The sequence below is a fragment of the Acinetobacter sp. YH12063 genome, from assembly GCF_013419715.1.
In the GTDB taxonomy this organism is placed as follows: Bacteria; Pseudomonadota; Gammaproteobacteria; order Pseudomonadales; family Moraxellaceae; genus Acinetobacter; species Acinetobacter amyesii.
This window is the reverse complement of the sequence record NZ_VOZO01000003.1, coordinates 109,528-129,990: the sequence shown is the minus strand read 5'-3', so window position 1 is coordinate 129,990 and position 20,463 is coordinate 109,528. Positions and strand designations below refer to the sequence as shown.

Here is a 20,463-nt window from a genome sequence, read left to right as displayed (position 1 = left end):
ATTTCGGGCTAGATGGAATTTGTAAGAATCAATTGATCAAATTGATGATTAATTTTTATCTTGTTCTTTCTGTTTTTTATCAAACTCTTGCTGCAGCTTTGGATGTAAGCGATATTGCTTAGGGTTCAGTTTAGCTTGCTCTGCTTCTTCCACTTGCACCTTACGCAACATTTTAAAGCTGACAAATAATAAGCCCAATAACACCGCCACAGCGATGATGACCATTATAACCAAAGCAAATTTCATAACAGATTCGCCCTAAAAGCCACATAAAAAAAGAGCCCCACTATGCAGTAGGACTCTTTGATTGTCAAAAATTCAAAAAAGCTGAATTATTTAGACTGATCTAAAATCGCGAACAAATCAGTTTGAACTTGATCGATTGGACGAAGACCATTTAATTTGTCATAAGTCGGTGCGTTTTCGCCAGAAGCTGCACGACCTTGGTAGAAACCAACCAATTGCTCAGTTTCAGCGTGGTAAGAACCTAAACGCTTACGAATTGTTGCTTCTTGGTCATCCGGACGTTGAACAAGGTCTTCACCAGTTTCGTCATCTTTACCTTCCACTTTTGGTGGGTTGTAAACGGTGTGATATACACGACCAGATGCAGGGTGTTGACGACGACCAGATAAACGTTGAACGATTTCTTCGTCAGGTACATCAATTTCAATCACGTGATCGATGTTGATACCTTCGTTTTCAAGCGCTTCAGCTTGTGGAATCGTACGTGGGAAACCGTCGAAAATGCAGCCGTTAACACAGTCAGGTTGAGCAATGCGTTCTTTAACAAGACCAATAATAAGCTCATCAGATACAAGGCCGCCATTGTCCATGACGCTTTTAGCTTGTAGACCTAATTCAGTACCTTCACGAATCGCAGCACGGAGCATATCACCGGTTGAAATTTGTGGGATATCGTAGCGCTTACAGATCAACTGAGCTTGTGTACCTTTACCTGCTCCAGGTGGTCCGAGTAATATAATGCGCATAAAAAAACATCCTCATTTTAAACATTGTATATGACGCTATGTAGTGATCTGAACCCAAGATTCAGATCGTCTTCCAGCATCTAATTATAAGAAAGCCACAAACAAATGTATTGTACCCGCGATAAAACCGGTTACACCACCCAAGACAATTAAAATCCATTCGTCTTCCTGAAATGCAGGACGTAATAGATTTTGAAATTCTTTCGGTGTTAGCTCACGAATACGGTCTCTAAACATTTGAAAGATTTTCTGTGCACGGCTCGCATTAAACGCAGGGTCGCATACAGGCACCATCGTAATTTCAATTGAGCGATCGATCAAGTCTGTCTTGAGTTTTGCGTACTCTTTTGGACCTAAAGACAACTGTAATGAGGTACGAACCAGTGGAGATTCCATAATTTCATTAATATGACGTTTCACAATGCGACGGGTCTTATCTTTCTTCCCGCCATACATCATTTCGGTCATGATAGATTTTAACGTAATTAGGTCTTCTGTGACTACACTTGCGAATACATCCGAAACTTCTTCTTGGCGTTTCATAAACGCGCCTTGAACATTGTACGTTCCAATACGTGGAATCACAGGTTTAATCCAAGGGAATTTACGATCTTTAGTTAATTCAAATAATTGTAAATACTTAACAGGGTGCGGCTCAATGGGATTAAATACCATCCAGATGGCAATCCAGTTAGTCAAAAAGCCCCAGATTGCTGCCCAAAATGGAACTGTCCAATGCCATGGCACCACAAACCAAACGATCATCTGGAAGATACCAAAGAACATCCCAATCAAGGCACTGATATGCCAAATAAAGTTGATTTCTTTCTGGCCAACTTTAAGGAACATCCGCACCATCAAGAGACGATCCGCTTCCATTTGACTCACCACCATTTCACGCATGTCAACAAGTGACTCTACGTTCATGGTCAGTTCGGTCACGAGTTCTTTTAAGGTATTTGGCAGCTGTTTATGTGCTTGGGCATAAATACGGCGTTTAATTGAATACGGTAGGTTTTCCCAAAGCACCGCATTTCGGTCTAGCATGACTTCATCAATCAAATGCTCAAGCTCAAAGCCAACTTGTTCACCAATGATGCGCGCCATATCCTCAGGATCCATTGCATCCAAAAACTCGCGTAAGGAACCCAATTTAGACAATGTGTTATCCGTAATAATGCCAGAAATACGTCCAGCTTTTCTTGGCACAATTCCCTGCCATCCCACGGGTAATGGACCTAAATGGAATCCCCAGAAAGTAATCGGGTAAAACACCATTTTCAGTGCCATCCAAACGTGTGCCCAGGTAACGAATGCGGTAACGGGGATAATACTCAGCACAGCCCAAAAATCGGGACGTTGCAAAAAGGTTTGCCACAATTCGTTAACGTACTCAAGCATGCATAACTTCCATATTTAATTTTATTCAGTGAGTGCGGTTATAAAATAAAGTTGATTATTTTCACTACAAACCAAAACTTAAAGTATATGAGATTTGTAGTCTCGGTTCGGTTTCCACAATCACATTACCTGATTTGTCTTCTAATTTTTCACCCGCACCCAAGCCTACACTAAACGTACTAATACGCTCGGCACTCAACATCACATAAGCAAGATCGATACCACCACCTAAACGCGCTTCATCTTCACCATCTACTTTCTTGGAGTCGATGTGGCCCGCATAAGCTCCGATATAATAACCATTTTTATCTTTGCCAGTGAAATGAACGGGGTAACGAAAGCCGACTTGCCCACCAGGTGTTTTATCATCGTTCAAGAAAACACCAGCTTTTGCATAGGCAATGCCATATGGGTTTACCCACTCACCATTCACGTGAATAATTTTTTGAGTAAAACCTGCTCCAACATTCCATGGTTGATAACCCTTACCTGTTAACTTTGCCTCAGGTAAAAATGAATTGTCATTGGCATGTGCGATGCTTCCGAGCATCATAAATGCAAGCAATGGATATAATTTATTCATTGTTTTCACAAACTTCCTTAGTATTATTTTTTGGAATATTCCTTTTTTATACGTTTCGACTTTAGCAGAATAATATGAACTGTTATACACAAAGCCCCATATTTTTCATGTCTGCAAAGTCAAAATATAGACTGCAATCACAGCAGTGTCTTTTTTATTTATCAAAAAAATGTCAGTTGCGCTAGAATATGCCTCTTCCGTTATTTTAGCTCTCAGTCTTTAAGTCGATCGCGTATGAAGCAGCATTATCCTTTAAAAAATGTCCAGCAAGAAAAGCGGATTTATCGTAATCGCGTGGTGATTTCGATAGGGATTGTCTCCTTCTTTATGCTGTTGCTTGTGGCACGATATGCATATTTGCAAATCAAAAGTTATGAGACCTTTTCGACTGCTGCCGATCAAAACCGAATTCGATTGCAACCGCTTGCACCTTCTCGTGGTTATATCTATGACCGTAATGGTGTGTTATTAGCGGATAATTATCCGGTTTTCTCAGCAACCATGAGCCGTGCGGATGTTGAAGACATTGATGATACGGTAGAGCGCCTAACGCCTCTGTTAGAACTGACTGATGAAGACATCGAACGTTTCAAAAGTCGGATTAAAACCTCTAAAAAGACTGAACGTGTTTCGATTAAACTGAATTTAAATGAAAATGATATCGCCCGTTTTAGTGAGGTGAAATATCAATTCCCAGGTGTCAATATAGAGACCCAAATGACTCGCTACTATCCACATGGCGAACTGTTTGCCCATGTGATTGGCTACGTAGGTCGTATTAATGACAAAGAACTAAAAACGATTGATAAAGATTTATACGCTGGCTCAAACCTGATCGGTAAAATTGGCGTTGAAAAATCATATGAAGAACTTTTACACGGTATGCCGGGAAATGAGTCGGTTGAAGCCGATGCCTTTGGTAATGTGTTACGTCATCTAGGTCGTAAAGATCCGATTCGTGGTAATGACTTATATTTATCCCTAGATTATGGACTGCAAATGGTCGCTTCAGAGCAGCTTGCAGATCGACGTGGTGCAATTGTGGCGATTGACCCACGTACTGGAGAAATTCTTGCTCTTGTGTCCAGTCCTAGTTTTAACCCCAATTTATTTGTTACCGGAATTAGCAGCAAAGATTATTCTGAACTGCGTGATAGCCTCGATCAACCTTTATATAACCGTGCTGTACAAGGGGCTTATCCACCGGGTTCAACGATTAAGCCAATGTTTGGTCTAGGTGGTATTCATTATGGTCTAGTGGATTGGAGTACTGCCATTTCAGATCCGGGCTATTTCACGCTTCCGGGTGACAGCCATCGTTTCCGTGACCACAAAAAAACTGGTCATGGCTCAGTTAATTTACACAAAGCTCAAGTCATTTCCTGCGATACCTATTTCTATGTCTTGTCCTATCGTATGGGCATTGAAAAAATGAATACTTGGATGCGTCAGTTTGGCTTCGGTGAAAAAACCGGTGTAGATTTACCAAGTGAAAGTACGGGGCTATATCCAAATCCTGAATGGAAGCTCCGCACACGGAAGTCCAATTGGCTCAAAGGTGAAACGATTTCCGTCAGTATTGGTCAGGGTGCATTTACTGCAACACCATTACAACTGGCGATGGCGACTGCTATTACCGCCAATCAAGGCTCACATGTTACACCTCACGTTTTGCGTGAAAGTAAAGGCGCTAAGGTTCATAAAGTCCATAACGCCCCGAATGGTCGCATTCAATTTAATGGTAAGCCAGATGATTGGATTAAAATGCGTGATGCCATGATTGATGTGGTTCAAACAGGGACCGGTCGTGGTATTCGTACCCCAATGTATCAAATCGCAGGTAAAACAGGCACCGCACAGGTTAAAAGTATTGCCCAAGGTAAACGCTATAACGAATCTTTATTGACAGAGCGTCAGCTTGACCATGGTTTATTTGTTGGTTTTGCCCCTGCGGAAAAACCTGAAATTGCGATTGCCGTCGTTTGGGAAAATGGTCGTCACGGTGGTTCTGCTGCTCAAATTGCTAAACCAATGTTTGACTACTGGTTATTAACACGTAAAAAGAATCCAATTCGTCCTGCTAGCCATCAAATTAGCGGTGGTCTCATGACTGCGGGTCTAAAACCGAGTGAGTTACCAAGCGGCTCGAATATTTTATCAGCCGACCCAAATGCAAGCCCAACTGCACAGCAGAACAATAGTGCAAATACAACACCTCGTGCTGCCAGTGCCGCACATGCAACCGATGAGGAATAATTCATGAAAAATCAATTAAGAATCATTGGGGGTGAATGGAAACGCCGTCAACTGCCTTTTGCCAATATTGATGGTTTACGTCCTACACCTGACCGTGTCCGCGAGACATTATTTAACTGGCTCATGTGGGATGTTCAAAATGCCAAAGTTCTCGACCTGTGTACAGGTTCAGGTGCTTTGTCGTTTGAAGCACTCTCACGTGGCGCAGCAGAAGCCGTTTTAATTGAACCTGATCGCACCCAAGCGAAGTTTCTCATGGACAATTTAGAACTTTTAAGAGTTAGCAAACAACGTGCGCAACTCAAAAACATGACGGCACAACAAGCCATTCCTAACTTGAAAGACCAATTTGATCTGATTTTCTTAGATCCACCATATAGTCTTGATTTATGGCAAGAACTTGCTGAATTGGTCGATCCGTGCATTGCAGACAATGGTTTAATTTATATCGAAGCTGATCGTGATCTTGCTCAGTTAAAACTCCCGAGCAGTTGGCAGCAAATCAAACAAACCAAAGCTGGGACGGTGTGTGCAGGCTTATATAAAAAGGCTTAATGTAAATGCACACAAAAAAGGACGTCAATGCGTCCTTTTTTATTACTTGAAAATCATTAAACCTGTGGTCGAAGTGGACGCTGGCTGTTAAATCCACCTGTGGTTTTAACTTTATCCACGTGCGTCACTTTTGGACGTTGTTGCTGTGGTTTTTGCTGCTGGGGCTTGCTTGTATTGGGTTTAGCCGAAGTCTGAGGCTTTGAGCTTGGACGATGCACATTAGACGGACGCTGAGATGAAGGATTCTGTACATTCGGTTTATGCGCATTTGGTTTATATATATTGTCTGGACGGCTATTCGAATTCTGTCGTGGTGCGTTTGGTCGATGTTGCGGGTTATTCACTCGACCATATGAACGGTCATAACGCTGACTTGAGTCATAGCGCTGTCCGTTTGAACCACCATATTGACCTGAATAACCATATTGATTTGCATAGCCATATTGATTCGAATGGTATCGGCCATCATCAAATGGCGCCACGACACACCCTGTAAATGTAACTGCAACCACAGATAGCAAAGCAACTTGTTTAAGCATGTGTAGCACTCCTCTTTGATGAAGGGCATTTTCACTTATCGAAATAAATTCAATCGGAAGTCTGTGTACATCTGCTGTATTTAAACATTCATGTTTTATTCATGGTTTGACATCCAATTTTCTTCATTTGCTCAGTCAGCCACATTTATATAGAAAAATTCACTACAATAGCGCCACGTATTTCAAAGCTGTAATTTAATGACTTGGCTGATTTTTATTCTTGGTGCCATCTTTGCGGGATTCGTACAAGGATTAACAGGGTTTGCATTCGCCCTTATCGCAATGTCATTTTGGGTTTGGATACTTCCCCCGCAAATAGCAGCACCCTTGGTGGTCTGCGCTTCAGTTTATAGCCACTTCATCTCATTATCATCAGAACGCAAAAGCATTCCGATCAATAAAAATATCATTTATCCCTATTTAATTGCAGGAATTTTAGGTGTACCGCTCGGTACGTATTTATTAGACAGCATTAATCCAGATACATTTAAATTGGTTTTGGGCGCTTTTTTAATGTTTTGGTGCCCAATTTTATTTTTTAATCCTAAATTTTCATTCATCCAAAAATCAGGGAAATGGGCGGATTCTAGTATTGGATATATTGCTGGAATCTTGGGGGGGCTTGGAGGCTTTTGTGGTGCATTACCCTCTGCATGGCTCATGCTGAAAAATACACCCAAAGCAGAACAACGCTATATTTTGCGACATTTCAATTTAGCCATTCAGCTCGTCACACTCATTAGCTATCTGCTACAAGGGATCATCCATCGTGAACATCTGCCCTATTTAGCCGTGCTTTTGGTGATTATGGCTTTTCCAGTGATTTTTGGTGCCAAACTTTTTTATCGCACTTCAGAACGCCAATTTAAGCATATCGTGTTAGGACTATTATTTTCTTCAGGCTGCTTTTTGGTAACGATGAGTGTCTTAACCTGATGACTCATAATATAAAGATATTTGTCCAAATTGTTCTAACAAAAAGCCTTTTCAGTTAGACATTCACATCTTGTAACAATGACACAGTTCACATTTAAATAAAAATTAGCCAAATGGTAAAAAAATGATTAATTTTTTTGACGAAAATTAATAGAATATTGCACCTCATAATTTTGCTTAAAATAAAACCATGAAAAAGTTCATCCTGCTTGCAGGTGTGACTCTGCTTAGCGGCTGTATGTTTGGCACGTCCAGCGAAATTAAAAAAGCTGAAAAACTACTCTCACATTTTCAATGCAATAATATTGAAAGTTCACATATGACTCATAGCTCGATTACAAGTTTTCATGAAGAAAAACTGGCATCAAGCAAACAAAAGGTCGTGTCATATATCGACAGCTATAAAGAAGGCGAAAAATTATTTCGTATCCCGCTCATCGATGTAGTTGATCAGCAATACATAATTTATAAGGCGGCATGTCAAAATCTGGGCGGCATCCATCCCGATTTTAATGATTAATTTCAATATAAAAATCTAAACAGAAGAATCTAAATAGAAGAATCTAAACATAAAAAAGGACAGCCGATGCTGTCCTTTTTTTTGGATTGTTGGATTAGTGATAGCGTGTATCGACACTGAATTTTTCAGGAAATTTGGCATGTATTTGCGCGTAAAAAGCCATGATTTCAGCCATATCTTTTTCATAATCGCCTGTAGGATAAACAATTTTACCCACCCCAGTCTTTTTCTGCGCATAGTCCATATAGGCTAAAGCAATCGGCACACCCGCTTGCATAGCAACATGGTAAAAACCAGTTTTCCACTTCTCTTGTTTGGCGCGTGTCCCTTCTGGCGTCACCAACATGACCAATTTTGGATGATGCTTGAACAAGTCAGCCATCAGCTCAACCATACTTTGACGTGCTTCACCATCTTGTTTTGGACGACGATTAATACCAATTCCGCCCATAGCACGTACAAAAGGTCCAAACGGAAATTTCATATAACTGTCTTTAATCGTGATACGAACATTTACCCCTAAAGCTTTCAGGGCAAGGCGTGCATAAAGTGCATCCCAATTACTGGTATGTGGCGCTGCAATCATGACACATTGGTCAATATTTAAATCCCAATGGTTATCAATTTGCCACCCCATTAAGTTAAGACTTTTTTCCGCTGTTTTTTCAAACACAATTTGCACCGACAGTTTTTTCTATGCCGCAGAGTTTAACAACGCAAAATAATTATAAAAGCCTATATTGTTCAGTTATTCACCAATTAATATATAAATGTCCTTTAGCGTTCACTTTTAGGTAAGTCACCAATATTTTTTCATTTACGAATTATTAAAAAACAAATTTCAGTTTTGACCCATTAACCAAACACACAATTGTTAACAGGAATAGGCTATTTTTCTTGCGCAATAATAGTCACGCTTAGCATTATATTGGGTACGTACGGTGTATAAATCTCATGAAAAAACTAATGCTCGCTCTCTGTATGGTCAGTGCAACCCTAACGGCATGCTCAAAGACCAGCAATGAATCTGAAACTGCGACACCCCCAGATAATAATGTCATTGCCAATACGGACGCTGCCTCAGAAAGCCCGATTGCCACAGGTGATAACACCGAAAATGCACTTGATTGGGCAGGTGAATATAAAGGGATTCTGCCTTGCCATGATTGCAAAGGGATTGAAACTGAGCTTGAACTCAAACTCGATAAAAGCTACGAGCTTAGCCAAGAGTTTTTAGGCAAACCTGCAAACACTGAAAATAAAGTAAAAGGCAGTTTTAAGTTTTTGCCAGATCAACCTGGGATGATTCAACTTGATGCCGAGGGCGACAATCGAATTTACTTTGTAGGTGAAAACTTTATTGAGCTTCGTGGTGATAAAGGTGAAAAACTAGAAATGCCTGAAGTAAATCTTAAACTCACCAAAAAGCTTGATTAGTGTTTTACTCTAAATAGGATTGTTATAAAAAAATCCCCGCAAGTAGCGGGGATTTTTTGTTTAATCCAAATGTATCAACGGGTTAATTATTTTCCGCCAAACACATATGAAACACCTACACGGCCACCAACTTCGTTACCGCCAGCGAAACCAAGAGCAGCACTTACAGAAGTACGGCCATCAGCGAATACGCTTGCAACACCTAAAGCACCAGCAGACTCACCTTCATAGTGACCTACACCACCAAATACTGCGAATTGACCAGCACCGATGTTAGGAATTTGTTGTTGAGCAGCTAATGCAATTGCCACACCACGGTAAGCAGTTTTTTCTACGTCATCAACACGTGAATTTAATTGATCAACACGTGAATTTAAATTAGCAGCAGTAGTATTGAATTGAGTTAAACGAGCGTCAACTTCAACAATTTTAGTGTCTACTTCAGCAACTTTAGCATCGATAGCTTCTGTTGCTCCTGCTACAGCTGTATCAACTGATGATTTGATACCTTCAACAATACTTACACCACCGATTTGATAGTCAGCAGCATTGATTACGCCAGTTGTATTAATACCACCTGCTGTAATTTCAGTTTTTTGTGTACCAGTAGCATCAGTTTTTACAACTTCAGTACCATATTTGTTAGAACCGTCGGCATTTTTACCAATTACACCTGAAGCAACATACTGTTCAGTACGAGTACCTTCAATTTCCGCACGATCGCTATAAACTGCATCGATATCCGTGGTATTTGCACCAGCAGTAGTAATACCTGCTTGGATATTTGTTTGTTGCTCTTTATAATTTGATTCGCTATAACGAACTTGCTGACTTGTTACAGTATTATGTACTTTAGAGATGATAAATTCACCAGAAGTATCTTGTGCTGTACCAGTTTTGATATGAGAACCTGCTGTTGGAGCAGCACCAGTATAAGCGATTAAATCACCTGAAGCTGTTAGCTCATAGAAAGATGGTTCTACACCTTTATCATCATTATAAACTTCAACAACAGTTTTACCATTTGCTAAGTCATATTGACGTGTTTTTTGAACAGCTGATTGTGTTGGATTAACAGCAACCTGACTAACAATACTGCCATCAGTCATTAACACACCTTTATTAGCAAGATCTGCCAATGCAATACCATTACCAGTTAACATCGTAACTTTATTGTTATCACGCGCACTAACACCATAGATGTTTTTAGAAGGATCTAATTCACCAGATGCATTTACACCACCAGTATTTGCTAAAATACCTGTTTGTACATAACGCACGTCATTAACCACACCACTATTAGCTGGGAAGAGGCCTGTTACAGTCTGAATTGTACCATCTGGTGCAATAATTGTACCATTAACACCACCAGCATTTTCTAAAGTAGCACCTTGATAACCATAAAGAACATGCTCACCATTCAAAACTTTATTTTCAAAGCCAACTACATCTGTAGATGCTGTAGTACCGGCAATTTTACCACCTTTTTCAAGGGTATCTACATCAACAGTACCTTTGTATTCTTTTAGAGTACCATCTGCTTCAACTGTATAGTAACCAGTATAAGCACCCGTTACAGGGTTTTGGAAGCGGTAGATTTCAGTTGTCCCACTTGTATATTTGAACACATCATATTCTACTGAGGTGCCAGGATTAGTTGTGTTTGTTAATTCTTGAGAGCCTAAATCAAAACCAATTAATTCATTAGCAAAGTTTTCAATAGGATTAACTTGAGGCAAAAACATATTCGCTTCGTGAACATTCGTACCCGATGCAACGTTCATAGCAGTAGCAATTTCGCCATATACAGGTGCTTGAACTAAACCAGATACTGGTGAATTATCATAAAAGTTATCATAAATTGGATTGCCGTTTACTAAATTCTCAGTTACTTGAACTGGGTTAGCTGGTACTACTGCTGCGTTTGCTGTTACTGCTGCGACTGCTAAGCTTGCTGCTAGAAGTGTTTTCTGAAATTTCATACAAATTCCTTCAATTTTTATAAAAAGACTGGTAGACCCTAGGATGATGTTTACCAGCGAAACTTTTACGAATGCGTACTTATCGTCTGGAGAATCCGCAATTCATAGCCAACCGCCCCTGCGGTGCTGTGGCAATAATATACAAAATGAAACATTAATATCAATCAATATTTGATTTATTTTTAAATAAAAAATACTTCAATTCTTTTTTTTTCACAAAAATACTATAATTTATTGTTTTTTTTATATTTTTATATAATACAATTAATACTAAAGAATTATATTTCCTTTAACTTTTACTCTTTAATCAATCAATATTTGATTGCTAGTAAACACGTATCGTTTATCCTCCTTACAAAAAATTACTCTTATTTATCAATAATTAGACGAAAAATGATTGTTATTTATTTGGCTATTTTCTACAATCAACATTTAAATTTACCGAACTCTTATCGACATTCTGTTACATTTAAGAGTCCTTAATTTTTGTAAGCAGAATCAATGAAATATGAGTAATCTACAAGAAAAGTTAGCTTTTAGTGAACGCTTGAAACAGGCACTAATAGATTCAAATCACCCTATTAGCCCAACTTATTTGTCAAAAGAGTTTAATCATAGATATGATGGCGCTCCTGTTTCAGTACAATCGGCAAATAATTGGTTATTAGGTAAAGCGATTCCAAATCAAGATAAACTGGCTATTCTTTCTATTTGGCTCAATGTCACTAGCCAGTGGTTACGCTTTGGCGACAACACATTAGGATCGTCCAATCTTGAGTCAAATGATCAATCAGAACTTGATTATTTTTTAAAATTTCGGACATTGAATGCGAGTCAAAAACAAATCATCAAAGATTTAATTGACCAATTCATTCAGAGATAGAACTATCCTTATTCAACAATTTTAAATATTTTTTATTTTCAAGCTCGTAAAAATTAATTCTCTCTTCATAGTCACGTATTGTCTTGTAAAGCATCTGTAACTCTTTTTTACTCACGAGAATTTTTTCACAATTGGGATCGAATACTTTTGAATGTTTATTCATGCATTTTATTCGCTTACCGTCTTGATTTATCATTGCTATTCTTATAAAGAACATGTTGATAAAATCATAAATTAAAATTTTAAATATTCCAATATATAAATCATACAAATCAATAACAATTTCTTATTCTCAATATAAAGAATAAAAATGATCACATGTTTTACATTAATTTGCGTTATGTTATTCAAATAATCACATAATTACAACACACATCACAAAAAAAACCCTGCAAAATGCAGGGTTTAATTTTATCTTGCAGCAATTAGCTTACATCATACCGCCCATGCCACCCATACCGCCCATATCAGGCATAGCAGGTTTATCTTCTGGAATTTCAGTAATCATACATTCAGTTGTAAGCATTAAGCCCGCAACAGATGCAGCATGCTCAAGCGCAGAACGTGTTACTTTCGCTGGGTCAAGAATACCCATTTCTAACATATCGCCATACTCTGAAGTCGCAGCGTTATAACCGAAGTTACCTTCACCGTTTTTCACAGCATTGATTACAACTGAAGGCTCATCACCAGAGTTTGCAACGATTTGACGAAGCGGCGCTTCAATCGCACGACGTAAAATATTGATACCAACATTTTGATCATCGTTAGCACCAGACACACCTTCAAGTGCTTTTGCAGCACGTACAAGTGCAACACCACCACCTGCTACAACACCTTCTTCAACTGCAGCACGAGTTGCATGAAGTGCATCATCAACGCGATCTTTCTTCTCTTTCATTTCAACTTCAGTTGCAGCGCCGATTTTGATTACAGCAACACCGCCTGCCAATTTAGCAACGCGTTCTTGAAGTTTTTCTTTGTCGTATTCTGAAGTTGATTCTTCAATTTGAGCACGAATTTGAGTTACACGTTCAGCAATTTGCTCTGCAACACCTGCACCATCAACAATTACTGTGTTTTCTTTAGAAACAGTAACTTTATGCGCTGTACCTAAGTGCTCAAGTGTAGTTTGGTCTAAAGACATACCAACCTCTTCAGAAACTACAGTCGCGCCAGTTAAAATCGCGATGTCTTGAAGCATCGCTTTACGACGATCACCAAAACCAGGTGCTTTAACAGCACAAACTTTGATAATGCCACGCATGTTGTTTACAACAAGAGTTGCAAGTGCTTCACCTTCAACATCTTCAGCAATGATAAGAAGCGGTTTACCTGTTTTAGCAACAGCTTCAAGTACAGCAATTAATTCGCGGATGTTGCTGATTTTTTTATCAACAAGAAGAATGTATGGGTTTTCAAGTTCAGCTGTTAGTGTATCTTGTTTGTTTGCAAAGTACGGGCTGATGTAACCACGGTCAAACTGCATACCCTCTACAACATCTAGAGAATCTTCAAAGCCTGAACCCTCTTCAACTGTAATTACACCCTCTTTACCAACTTTTTCCATTGCTTGAGCAATAAGTTTACCAACAGTGGTGTCAGAGTTCGCAGAAATAGAACCTACTTGTTCAATCGCTTTAGAGTCAGATGCAGGTTTTGCAGTCGCTTTAATTTCAGCAACTACAGCTTTAACCGCGATGTCGATACCGCGTTTAAGATCCATTGGGTTCATACCCGCAGTTACTGATTTAATCCCTTCATTAAGGATTGCTTGTGCAAGAACAGTTGCAGTTGTTGTACCGTCACCCGCGATGTCGTTGGTTTTTGAAGAAACTTCACGAACTAGCTGAGCGCCCATGTTTTCAAACTTGTCTTTTAACGTGATTTCTTTAGCAACAGAAACACCATCTTTAGTGATGTGCGGTGCCCCGAAAGAACGGTCGATGACAACGTTACGGCCTTTAGGACCTAAAGTCACTTTTACAGCATCTGCAAGTACATTTACACCCGCGATCATTTTTGAACGCGCTGAATCACCAAATTTTACGTCTTTAGCTGACATGTCTAACTCCGAATCTTTTTAAAATTTTTAACAATTTATGATGAATAAAAGGGTCTAAATGCGTGTACGAAACTTAAGCTTCAAGTACCGCTAAGATGTCAGACTCTTTCATAATAAGAAGCTCTTCGCCTGCTACTTTTACTTTTGTACCGGCATAAGTGCCAAACAATACGTTATCACCAACTTTAACGTCTAATGCACGTACGCCATTGTCAGTTACTTTGCCATTACCTACAGCGATTACTTCGCCTTGAGCAGGTTGTTCAGCTGCTGAAGTACTTAAAATAAGACCACCAGCAGTTTTAGTTTCCTTTTCAACACGGCGAATCACAACGTTGTCATGCAAAGGACGAATATTGCTCATAGTTAACTCCAGACTAAGTCTATTTACTAGATAAAAGACGATGACATTTTGATTTCCATAAGCCATCGACAAAAAATAATTTAGATGACACTTTTGTGGGGATGGAAAAAAACCCTTCAAGGGCAAAATTTAATTTTTTTCATTTTTTTGTATTTTTTTTCTTCAAAATTTAAATTTAAAGGATTAAAGCTCATCCAAAATATGAGTACTAAGATTTTCTTCGAATATTTTTAACTTTGAATTATAAAAATAATGCTGCACATTCATCTGCTCATCAATGACATTAAAACTGTTGGCAAGGTTCTCGTGTAGGCGATATGACGTTGCAGTTCCAGCATGAATATCCCAAACTGGATACGCAGCACCTAAAGCATAAATCTGATTGAGGTCATAGCTGGCTGGAACATGTAAATGTCCATGCAATAAACCATTTAAACCGTGTTGACTCCACTGTTCGAGTGCCAAACGCCCTTGAACAGGACAATCTTTCACACCATGCGGGTCATTGGGCGGCGTATAAAAAGGTTGATGCGCTATGATTAATTTTACTTTATTGGGCGGCGCATGTTTAAGTAATTCATCGACATGATGTATTTGCTCCAGCGATACATGCCCTCGCGTATGGTAACGACGGCGAATACTATTGATCCCAATTAAATAAAAATGCTCGGTTTCCAGTACATTTTCCATGGCACCAAAAAAAAGTTGATAACGTGCAAAAGGACTAAAAACACGGTTCCATAAATGATACAGCGGAATATCGTGATTCCCCGGTACAACGATATATGGCAACTTTAAGCTTTCTAAAAATTGCTTACATGCATAAAACTGACGATAGCGCGCACGTTGGGTTAAGTCCCCACTCGCAACCACGGCCTCGATACCCTGTTCGTGACAAAATTGTTGAATAGCGCGCATACACTCTGGCTTTTCAGTGCCGAAATGCAGATCAGACAGATGCAGTATCATGTGGCACCCGTATATTTAAGGCTTGTTTTTGCACTCGAATTTTAAGCGGTGGTTTCATTTCTACAATCTCACCATCCACAGCAACGGTCATTTTTTTTCGTTGGGTATGTATCGTGACTTCATCAGCGGCAAAACTATACACATCTGGTGCATTGTCGATATTGCCACGGATCAATTGCCATAAAATTTTAAATAACGTTTTCTTATCACTTTTTGCGACAACCACACCTGCAACTTTACCTGCCTCTGCATCTTTAGCGATTTGCAAGTTTAAATCGGCCAATTGCAATTGATTATTGCCAAAAAAGATCAAGGGCGTTTTGACTGGATAAATATGATGATCCACTTCGATTTCCAATTTCAGCTCTTTACGATCTCGAATGAGCACATCCAAACCTGAGGTATAAGCATGTAATGGGAAACGACCAAACTTTTGATTATAAAACTCTCTTTTTTGTATAAATAAAGGATACAAGCCCAAACTAGCATTGTTTAAATAGATATGTTCATTGATTTGCGCCACATGTACCTGTCGATTATTGCCTATCGCAATCACCTGTGCCGCTTGAATTAAATCGAGAGGAATATTGAGTACCCGCGCCACATAGTTAAATGTGCCTAAAGGTAAGATCCCCATAGGAATATCGGTATGCATTAACTGATGTGCAACAGCATTTAAGGTTCCATCACCACCTGCGGCAACGACAACACCCAAATTATCAGGGTCTTGATGGCGCGCAAACACCTTGCTCATTAAAGTATCAAAACTCGCTTCCTGCCCAAGCTCAAATGACTGTATTTCGAAATTATGATCGGATAATATCCGCACAAGTTCCTCGTAGACTTCATCCTTATTTGCAGCATGAAATCCTGATTTTTTATTATAGATAATAGATAAAGGCTTGGCTTGTTTAATCACTTTTTATACATCTTAGCCGCTTAGTATTGTATTTTGTCGAATTTAACAGCAAATAATAGCGCCTTTATGTAAAAATCGAATTACCACCATTTATTTAATCAATAATAATTCTCAAATATCAATTACATGCAACTTTTTGTTTTTATTAAAAATAACTATATAAAATATTGTCCATCACGTTAATAAATAAAGTTAAAATTTATAACATTATATGTTAAGTTATTGTATTTTATCTATATTTAATATAAATAGCATTAACTACCAAAAAAAATCTACCACTTCTTTAGTCTTATTTTTTTTATGATTTTATGCTTTAATACAGCCACTTTTTTTTCATCTTTTATCTGCATGATGTATCCCATGATGCAGATTATACTTTGTACGGTTAGTACATTTTTGAGATAGGCCTCACCATGACCCAAGTGAACGCACCAGAATTCGTTCGTCACCCTAAGCTCATTGCTTGGGTGGAAGAAATTGCCAAATTAACCAAACCAGCAAAAATCGAATGGTGTGACGGTAGCGCAGAAGAATATCAACGTTATATCGACTTGATGATCGCTAACGGCACTATGCAAGAACTTAACCAAGAAAAACATCCTGGTTCTTACCTTGCTAATTCTGATCCTTCTGACGTTGCTCGTGTTGAAGGTCGTACTTACATCTGTTCTGAAAAACAAGAAGATGCAGGCGCAACAAACAACTGGGAAGCTCCAGCTGAAATGCGTGCTCGTCTGAATGGTTTATTTGACGGTTCAATGAAAGGCCGTACTTTATACGTAGTTCCTTTCTCTATGGGTCCTTTAGGTTCTCATATTGCTCACATCGGTATCGAACTTACTGATTCTCCTTACGTTGCTGTAAGCATGTCTAAAATGGCTCGTATGGGTAAAGCTGTTTATGACGTACTTGGTACTGACGGTGACTTCATTCCTTGCGTACACACTGTTGGTGCTCCGCTTGAAGAAGGTCAAAAAGACGTTGCTTGGCCTTGCAACCCTGAAAAATACATCGTTCATTACCCAGAAACTCGTGAAATCTGGTCTTACGGTTCTGGTTACGGCGGTAACGCATTGTTGGGTAAAAAATGCCTAGCTTTACGTATTGCATCTTCTATGGGTCGTCAACAAGGTTGGTTAGCTGAACACATGCTCATCCTTGGTGTGACTAACCCACAAGGCGAAAAACACTACATCGCAGCTGCATTCCCTTCTGCTTGTGGTAAAACAAACTTCGCGATGTTGATTCCACCAGCGGGTTACGAAGGTTGGAAAATTGAAACTGTAGGTGACGATATTGCTTGGATCAAACCAGGTGAAGATGGTCGTTTATATGCAATCAACCCTGAAGCTGGTTTCTTCGGTGTAGCACCTGGTACAAATACCAAGACTAACCCGAACTGTATGGCGACTCTTCATAAAGACGTAATCTATACTAACGTTGCTGTAACTGACGAAGGTGAAGTATGGTGGGAAGGTCTTACTAAAGAAGCGCCTGCTAACTTGACTAACTGGAAAGGTCAACCACACACCGGCGAAGAAAAAGCAGCTCATCCAAATGCTCGTTTCACTGTTTCAGCTGGTCAATGTCCTTCTATTGATGCTGACTGGGAAAATCCAGCAGGTGTTCCAATTTCTGCGTTCATCTTCGGTGGTCGTCGTGCAGACACAGTGCCTCTAATTTCAGAAGCATTTGACTGGGTTGACGGTGTTTACAAAGCTGCAACTATGGGCTCTGAAACAACTGCTGCTGCTGTTGGTCAACAAGGTATCGTTCGTCGTGACCCATTCGCAATGCTTCCATTTGCGGGTTACAACATGGCTGACTACTTCTCTCACTGGTTAGAACTTGGTGAAGAAGTTGCTGCTAAAGCTAAAGCTGCTGGCAATAAACTTCCTGGTATCTACAACGTGAACTGGTTCCGTCGTGATGCTGAAGGTAACTTTGTATGGCCTGGTTTCGGTCAAAACATGCGTGTTCTTGAGTGGATCATTGACCGTTGTGAAGGTCGTGCAGACGCTGTTGAAACACCTATCGGCCTTGTTCCAACATACGAACAATTGAACTGGACTGGTTCAGACTTCACTAAAGAGCAATTTGAGCTTGTAACTTCTCAAGATAAAGATCAATGGATCAAAGAACTTGAAAGCCACACTGAATTGTTCAACAAACTTGGTGATCGCTTACCAAAAGCACTTAAAGTACGTCAAGACGAACTTTTAGAAGCTGTAAAAAAATCTGCTTAATCCGCCTTTAATTTACCTCCATTAAAAGAGGGATTAAGAAAGATTTAAAAGACCGCCTTGCGCGGTCTTTTTTATATCAACTAAGCCACATCTTGAGCTTTTTGCTTTATACGTATTGCCATTAAGTACTCGTCCAAAACATCAACTTCAGATGCACTGAATTGCAAATAGAACTTTGTTCGTCTTTGCAAAATATCTTCAGAACTTCTCGCCCACTCCTGCTCGACCAAATAATCCACTTCTTGAGCATACAATCCATGTCCAAAGTTTTGACCCAATTCATCAATCGAAGTTAAATGATTCAGCAAAATCCAGACACGGGTTCCATAAGCATGCGCCCAACGACTGGCTAGACTGATCGAAACCCCTCGCACTTTTTGTTGGATTTCAACCATCAACTGCAATACCGATTCTAAATTTTCCGCACCAGGCAATGTTGCATCAGCAGTCCAAGGTTTGGATCGATGATGAAAAACCGTTTTAAGCTGATCTAATGCCGCTTCTGCTAGTTTTCGGTAAGTGGTAAGTTTGCCACCAAAGATTGAAAGTAATGCAGCCCCTTCTACATCGGTCAGTGCCAAGGTGTAATCTCGCGTGACTGCGGCTGGATTATCTGACTCATCATCACACAGCGGACGCACACCTGAATAAGTTGAAATAATGTCCGTTTGCGTCAATTGAGTTTTAAAGTGATCATTTGACACATCAAGCAAGTAATCGATTTCTTCTTGGCTTATCTTTACTCGATTTGGGTCTGCTTGATATTCACGATCTGTCGTGCCGATCAGGGTATATTGTTCTAAATAAGGAATCGCAAAGACAATGCGATGATCATCATTTTGCATAATAAAAGCTTTATCACCGTCAAAGAGCTTTGGCACAATAATATGGCTACCCTGTATCAGCCGTATACCATAAGGTGACTCTTGCTTTAACCCCTGTTTTATAAAGTCAGCAACCCAAGGACCTGCCGCATTCACCAATACTTTAGCCTGCACATTTTGCAATCCCTTGGCATTTTTTAGACATACCTGCCAAATTCCACCTTTACTATATGCATTTAAACATTCTGTTCGAGTCAGAATCTGTGCACCATATTCGCGTGCTTGTATTGCATTGAGTACAACTAAGCGTGCGTCATCTACTGCACAATCGGAATATTCGAACCCTCGGGTAAATTTGGATGCTAAAGGACTAGCTTCCACATCAAATTCAATACCATTTGAGCCTGAAAGCTGTTCTCGCTTACCCAAATAATCATAAAAGAATAATCCAGTCCGAATCAGCCAAGCCGGACGTAAGTGCGGTTCATGTGGCATGATAAAACGCATCGGTCGAATAATATGAGGGGCTTTTTTAAGGAGAACTTCGCGTTCTGCCAGTGCTTCACGTACCAAACGAAATTCTTTATGTTCCAAATAGCGCAGACCACCATGAATTAATTTGCTACTTGCAGATGAAGTGTGGCTCGCGAGATCGTCTTTTTCACAGAGCAAAACACTTAAACCCCGCCCCGCTGCATCACAGGCAATACCAACACCATTGATTCCACCACCAATGACCACCATGTCATATATTGATTGTTGTTGTGTATTCATCGCTCCCTCCCACTATGTCTTTTTTATTCAACAATGCATCGTTTTCTTTGCTTTATTATTTTTCTCATTGATCATGATTTTTTGATCAAGATACCTATTTTGGTCACGATATCCTTACGCTGAGTTTTTGTATTCCTCATTAAATGAGAAGTTATATTTTAAATGTACGTTTAAAAGCCTGCTGGCTCAAGTATGAAATCAATCATTTTAAGGCCCAA

General features: G+C 39.6%; 19 protein-coding genes. 7 read left to right on the top strand and 12 right to left on the bottom strand.

Annotated elements, in window-relative coordinates; translation table 11 throughout:
- Positions 1-48: 48 nt before the first annotated feature.
- From FTU12_RS05285 to FTU12_RS05270, 4 genes are all read right to left on the bottom strand, one after another.
- Entirely contained in the window at positions 49-246 is a 198-nt protein-coding gene (locus tag FTU12_RS05285; RefSeq protein ID WP_078189865.1) for a hypothetical protein, read from the bottom strand.
- 86 nt (positions 247-332) lie between these two features.
- Positions 333-992 (bottom strand): adenylate kinase, encoded by a 660-nt coding sequence (adk, locus tag FTU12_RS05280; RefSeq protein WP_180020699.1) that lies wholly within the window; start codon positions 990-992, stop codon positions 333-335.
- Positions 993-1,076: 84 nt separating this feature from the next.
- Positions 1,077-2,393, bottom strand: coding sequence for a hypothetical protein (locus FTU12_RS05275; RefSeq protein ID WP_168378316.1), 1,317 nt, complete (start codon positions 2,391-2,393; stop codon positions 1,077-1,079).
- Positions 2,394-2,457: 64 nt separating this feature from the next.
- Complete coding sequence (locus tag FTU12_RS05270; protein ID WP_078192958.1) at positions 2,458-2,976, bottom strand: hypothetical protein; 519 nt, start codon at positions 2,974-2,976, stop codon at positions 2,458-2,460.
- A 234-nt stretch (positions 2,977-3,210) separates the two neighbouring features.
- On the opposite strand from FTU12_RS05270, the gene mrdA reads away from it, so the two are divergent.
- Together mrdA and rsmD are read left to right on the top strand one after the other, a co-directional pair.
- Positions 3,211-5,232 carry a penicillin-binding protein 2 gene (gene mrdA, locus FTU12_RS05265; protein ID WP_180007489.1) on the top strand — a complete coding sequence of 674 codons (2,022 nt, stop codon included), beginning with the start codon at positions 3,211-3,213 and terminating at the stop codon, positions 5,230-5,232.
- A gap of 3 nt (positions 5,233-5,235) precedes the next feature.
- On the top strand, positions 5,236-5,787 hold the full coding sequence (rsmD, locus tag FTU12_RS05260; RefSeq protein ID WP_180003957.1) for a 16S rRNA (guanine(966)-N(2))-methyltransferase RsmD: 552 nt from the start codon (positions 5,236-5,238) through the stop codon (positions 5,785-5,787).
- A gap of 56 nt (positions 5,788-5,843) precedes the next feature.
- Here rsmD and FTU12_RS05255 read toward each other — a convergent pair whose 3' ends face one another.
- Positions 5,844-6,326 carry a hypothetical protein gene (locus FTU12_RS05255; protein ID WP_180113910.1) on the bottom strand — a complete coding sequence of 161 codons (483 nt, stop codon included), beginning with the start codon at positions 6,324-6,326 and terminating at the stop codon, positions 5,844-5,846.
- Positions 6,327-6,524: 198 nt separating this feature from the next.
- On the opposite strand from FTU12_RS05255, the gene FTU12_RS05250 reads away from it, so the two are divergent.
- Positions 6,525-7,262: a sulfite exporter TauE/SafE family protein gene (locus FTU12_RS05250; protein WP_180113909.1), complete on the top strand. Its 738-nt coding sequence runs from the start codon at positions 6,525-6,527 to the stop codon at positions 7,260-7,262.
- Positions 7,263-7,452: 190 nt separating this feature from the next.
- A complete protein-coding gene (locus tag FTU12_RS05245) occupies positions 7,453-7,782 on the top strand; it encodes a hypothetical protein (protein WP_078189873.1) in 330 nt (109 codons plus the stop codon).
- A 94-nt stretch (positions 7,783-7,876) separates the two neighbouring features.
- Here the strand turns inward: FTU12_RS05245 and FTU12_RS05240 are convergent, their stop codons facing one another.
- A complete protein-coding gene (locus tag FTU12_RS05240; protein ID WP_180113908.1) occupies positions 7,877-8,455 on the bottom strand; it encodes a 1-acyl-sn-glycerol-3-phosphate acyltransferase in 579 nt (192 codons plus the stop codon).
- Between the two features lie 281 nt (positions 8,456-8,736).
- Here FTU12_RS05240 and FTU12_RS05235 point away from each other — a divergent pair, with 281 nt between their 5' ends.
- Positions 8,737-9,219, top strand: a complete 483-nt coding sequence (locus FTU12_RS05235) for a copper resistance protein NlpE (RefSeq protein ID WP_180007485.1) — start codon at positions 8,737-8,739, stop codon at positions 9,217-9,219.
- A gap of 86 nt (positions 9,220-9,305) precedes the next feature.
- Here FTU12_RS05235 and FTU12_RS16425 read toward each other — a convergent pair whose 3' ends face one another.
- The gene (locus FTU12_RS16425; protein WP_257227286.1) at positions 9,306-11,201 is read right to left on the bottom strand and encodes a YadA C-terminal domain-containing protein; all 1,896 of its coding nucleotides are present in this window, start codon (positions 11,199-11,201) and stop codon (positions 9,306-9,308) included.
- Between the two features lie 508 nt (positions 11,202-11,709).
- On the opposite strand from FTU12_RS16425, the gene FTU12_RS05225 reads away from it, so the two are divergent.
- Positions 11,710-12,084 (top strand): hypothetical protein, encoded by a 375-nt coding sequence (locus FTU12_RS05225; RefSeq protein WP_180024135.1) that lies wholly within the window; start codon positions 11,710-11,712, stop codon positions 12,082-12,084.
- Positions 12,085-12,514: 430 nt separating this feature from the next.
- Here the strand turns inward: FTU12_RS05225 and groL are convergent, their stop codons facing one another.
- From groL to FTU12_RS05205, 4 genes are all read right to left on the bottom strand, one after another.
- Entirely contained in the window at positions 12,515-14,149 is a 1,635-nt protein-coding gene (gene groL / locus FTU12_RS05220) for a chaperonin GroEL (RefSeq protein ID WP_078192965.1), read from the bottom strand.
- Between the two features lie 73 nt (positions 14,150-14,222).
- Positions 14,223-14,513 (bottom strand): co-chaperone GroES, encoded by a 291-nt coding sequence (gene groES / locus FTU12_RS05215; RefSeq protein ID WP_078192966.1) that lies wholly within the window; start codon positions 14,511-14,513, stop codon positions 14,223-14,225.
- A gap of 183 nt (positions 14,514-14,696) precedes the next feature.
- A complete protein-coding gene (locus tag FTU12_RS05210) occupies positions 14,697-15,482 on the bottom strand; it encodes a metallophosphoesterase (protein WP_180113907.1) in 786 nt (261 codons plus the stop codon).
- Positions 15,463-16,401: a diacylglycerol kinase family protein gene (locus tag FTU12_RS05205; RefSeq protein ID WP_180113906.1), complete on the bottom strand. Its 939-nt coding sequence runs from the start codon at positions 16,399-16,401 to the stop codon at positions 15,463-15,465. Before FTU12_RS05205 ends, FTU12_RS05210 begins: the two co-directional genes overlap by 20 nt.
- A 413-nt stretch (positions 16,402-16,814) precedes the next feature.
- Here FTU12_RS05205 and FTU12_RS05200 point away from each other — a divergent pair, with 413 nt between their 5' ends.
- The gene (locus tag FTU12_RS05200) at positions 16,815-18,647 is read left to right on the top strand and encodes a phosphoenolpyruvate carboxykinase (GTP) (protein ID WP_180007483.1); all 1,833 of its coding nucleotides are present in this window, start codon (positions 16,815-16,817) and stop codon (positions 18,645-18,647) included.
- An 80-nt stretch (positions 18,648-18,727) separates the two neighbouring features.
- Here the strand turns inward: FTU12_RS05200 and glpD are convergent, their stop codons facing one another.
- Positions 18,728-20,245, bottom strand: coding sequence for a glycerol-3-phosphate dehydrogenase (gene glpD / locus FTU12_RS05195; protein WP_180113905.1), 1,518 nt, complete (start codon positions 20,243-20,245; stop codon positions 18,728-18,730).
- Between the last annotated feature and the right edge of the window lie 218 nt (positions 20,246-20,463).

Coding starts and splice junctions, on each gene's coding strand:
- FTU12_RS05285 (WP_078189865.1), bottom strand. CDS start 246: ATGAAATTTGCTTTGGTTATAATGGTCATCATCGCTGTGGCGGTGTTA.
- adk (WP_180020699.1), bottom strand. CDS start 992: ATGCGCATTATATTACTCGGACCACCTGGAGCAGGTAAAGGTACACAA.
- FTU12_RS05275 (WP_168378316.1), bottom strand. CDS start 2,393: ATGCTTGAGTACGTTAACGAATTGTGGCAAACCTTTTTGCAACGTCCC.
- FTU12_RS05270 (WP_078192958.1), bottom strand. CDS start 2,976: ATGAATAAATTATATCCATTGCTTGCATTTATGATGCTCGGAAGCATC.
- mrdA (WP_180007489.1), top strand. CDS start 3,211: ATGAAGCAGCATTATCCTTTAAAAAATGTCCAGCAAGAAAAGCGGATT.
- rsmD (WP_180003957.1), top strand. CDS start 5,236: ATGAAAAATCAATTAAGAATCATTGGGGGTGAATGGAAACGCCGTCAA.
- FTU12_RS05255 (WP_180113910.1), bottom strand. CDS start 6,326: ATGCTTAAACAAGTTGCTTTGCTATCTGTGGTTGCAGTTACATTTACA.
- FTU12_RS05250 (WP_180113909.1), top strand. CDS start 6,525: ATGACTTGGCTGATTTTTATTCTTGGTGCCATCTTTGCGGGATTCGTA.
- FTU12_RS05245 (WP_078189873.1), top strand. CDS start 7,453: ATGAAAAAGTTCATCCTGCTTGCAGGTGTGACTCTGCTTAGCGGCTGT.
- FTU12_RS05235 (WP_180007485.1), top strand. CDS start 8,737: ATGAAAAAACTAATGCTCGCTCTCTGTATGGTCAGTGCAACCCTAACG.
- FTU12_RS16425 (WP_257227286.1), bottom strand. CDS start 11,201: ATGAAATTTCAGAAAACACTTCTAGCAGCAAGCTTAGCAGTCGCAGCA.
- FTU12_RS05225 (WP_180024135.1), top strand. CDS start 11,710: ATGAGTAATCTACAAGAAAAGTTAGCTTTTAGTGAACGCTTGAAACAG.
- groL (WP_078192965.1), bottom strand. CDS start 14,149: ATGTCAGCTAAAGACGTAAAATTTGGTGATTCAGCGCGTTCAAAAATG.
- groES (WP_078192966.1), bottom strand. CDS start 14,513: ATGAGCAATATTCGTCCTTTGCATGACAACGTTGTGATTCGCCGTGTT.
- FTU12_RS05210 (WP_180113907.1), bottom strand. CDS start 15,482: ATGATACTGCATCTGTCTGATCTGCATTTCGGCACTGAAAAGCCAGAG.
- FTU12_RS05200 (WP_180007483.1), top strand. CDS start 16,815: ATGACCCAAGTGAACGCACCAGAATTCGTTCGTCACCCTAAGCTCATT.
- glpD (WP_180113905.1), bottom strand. CDS start 20,245: ATGAATACACAACAACAATCAATATATGACATGGTGGTCATTGGTGGT.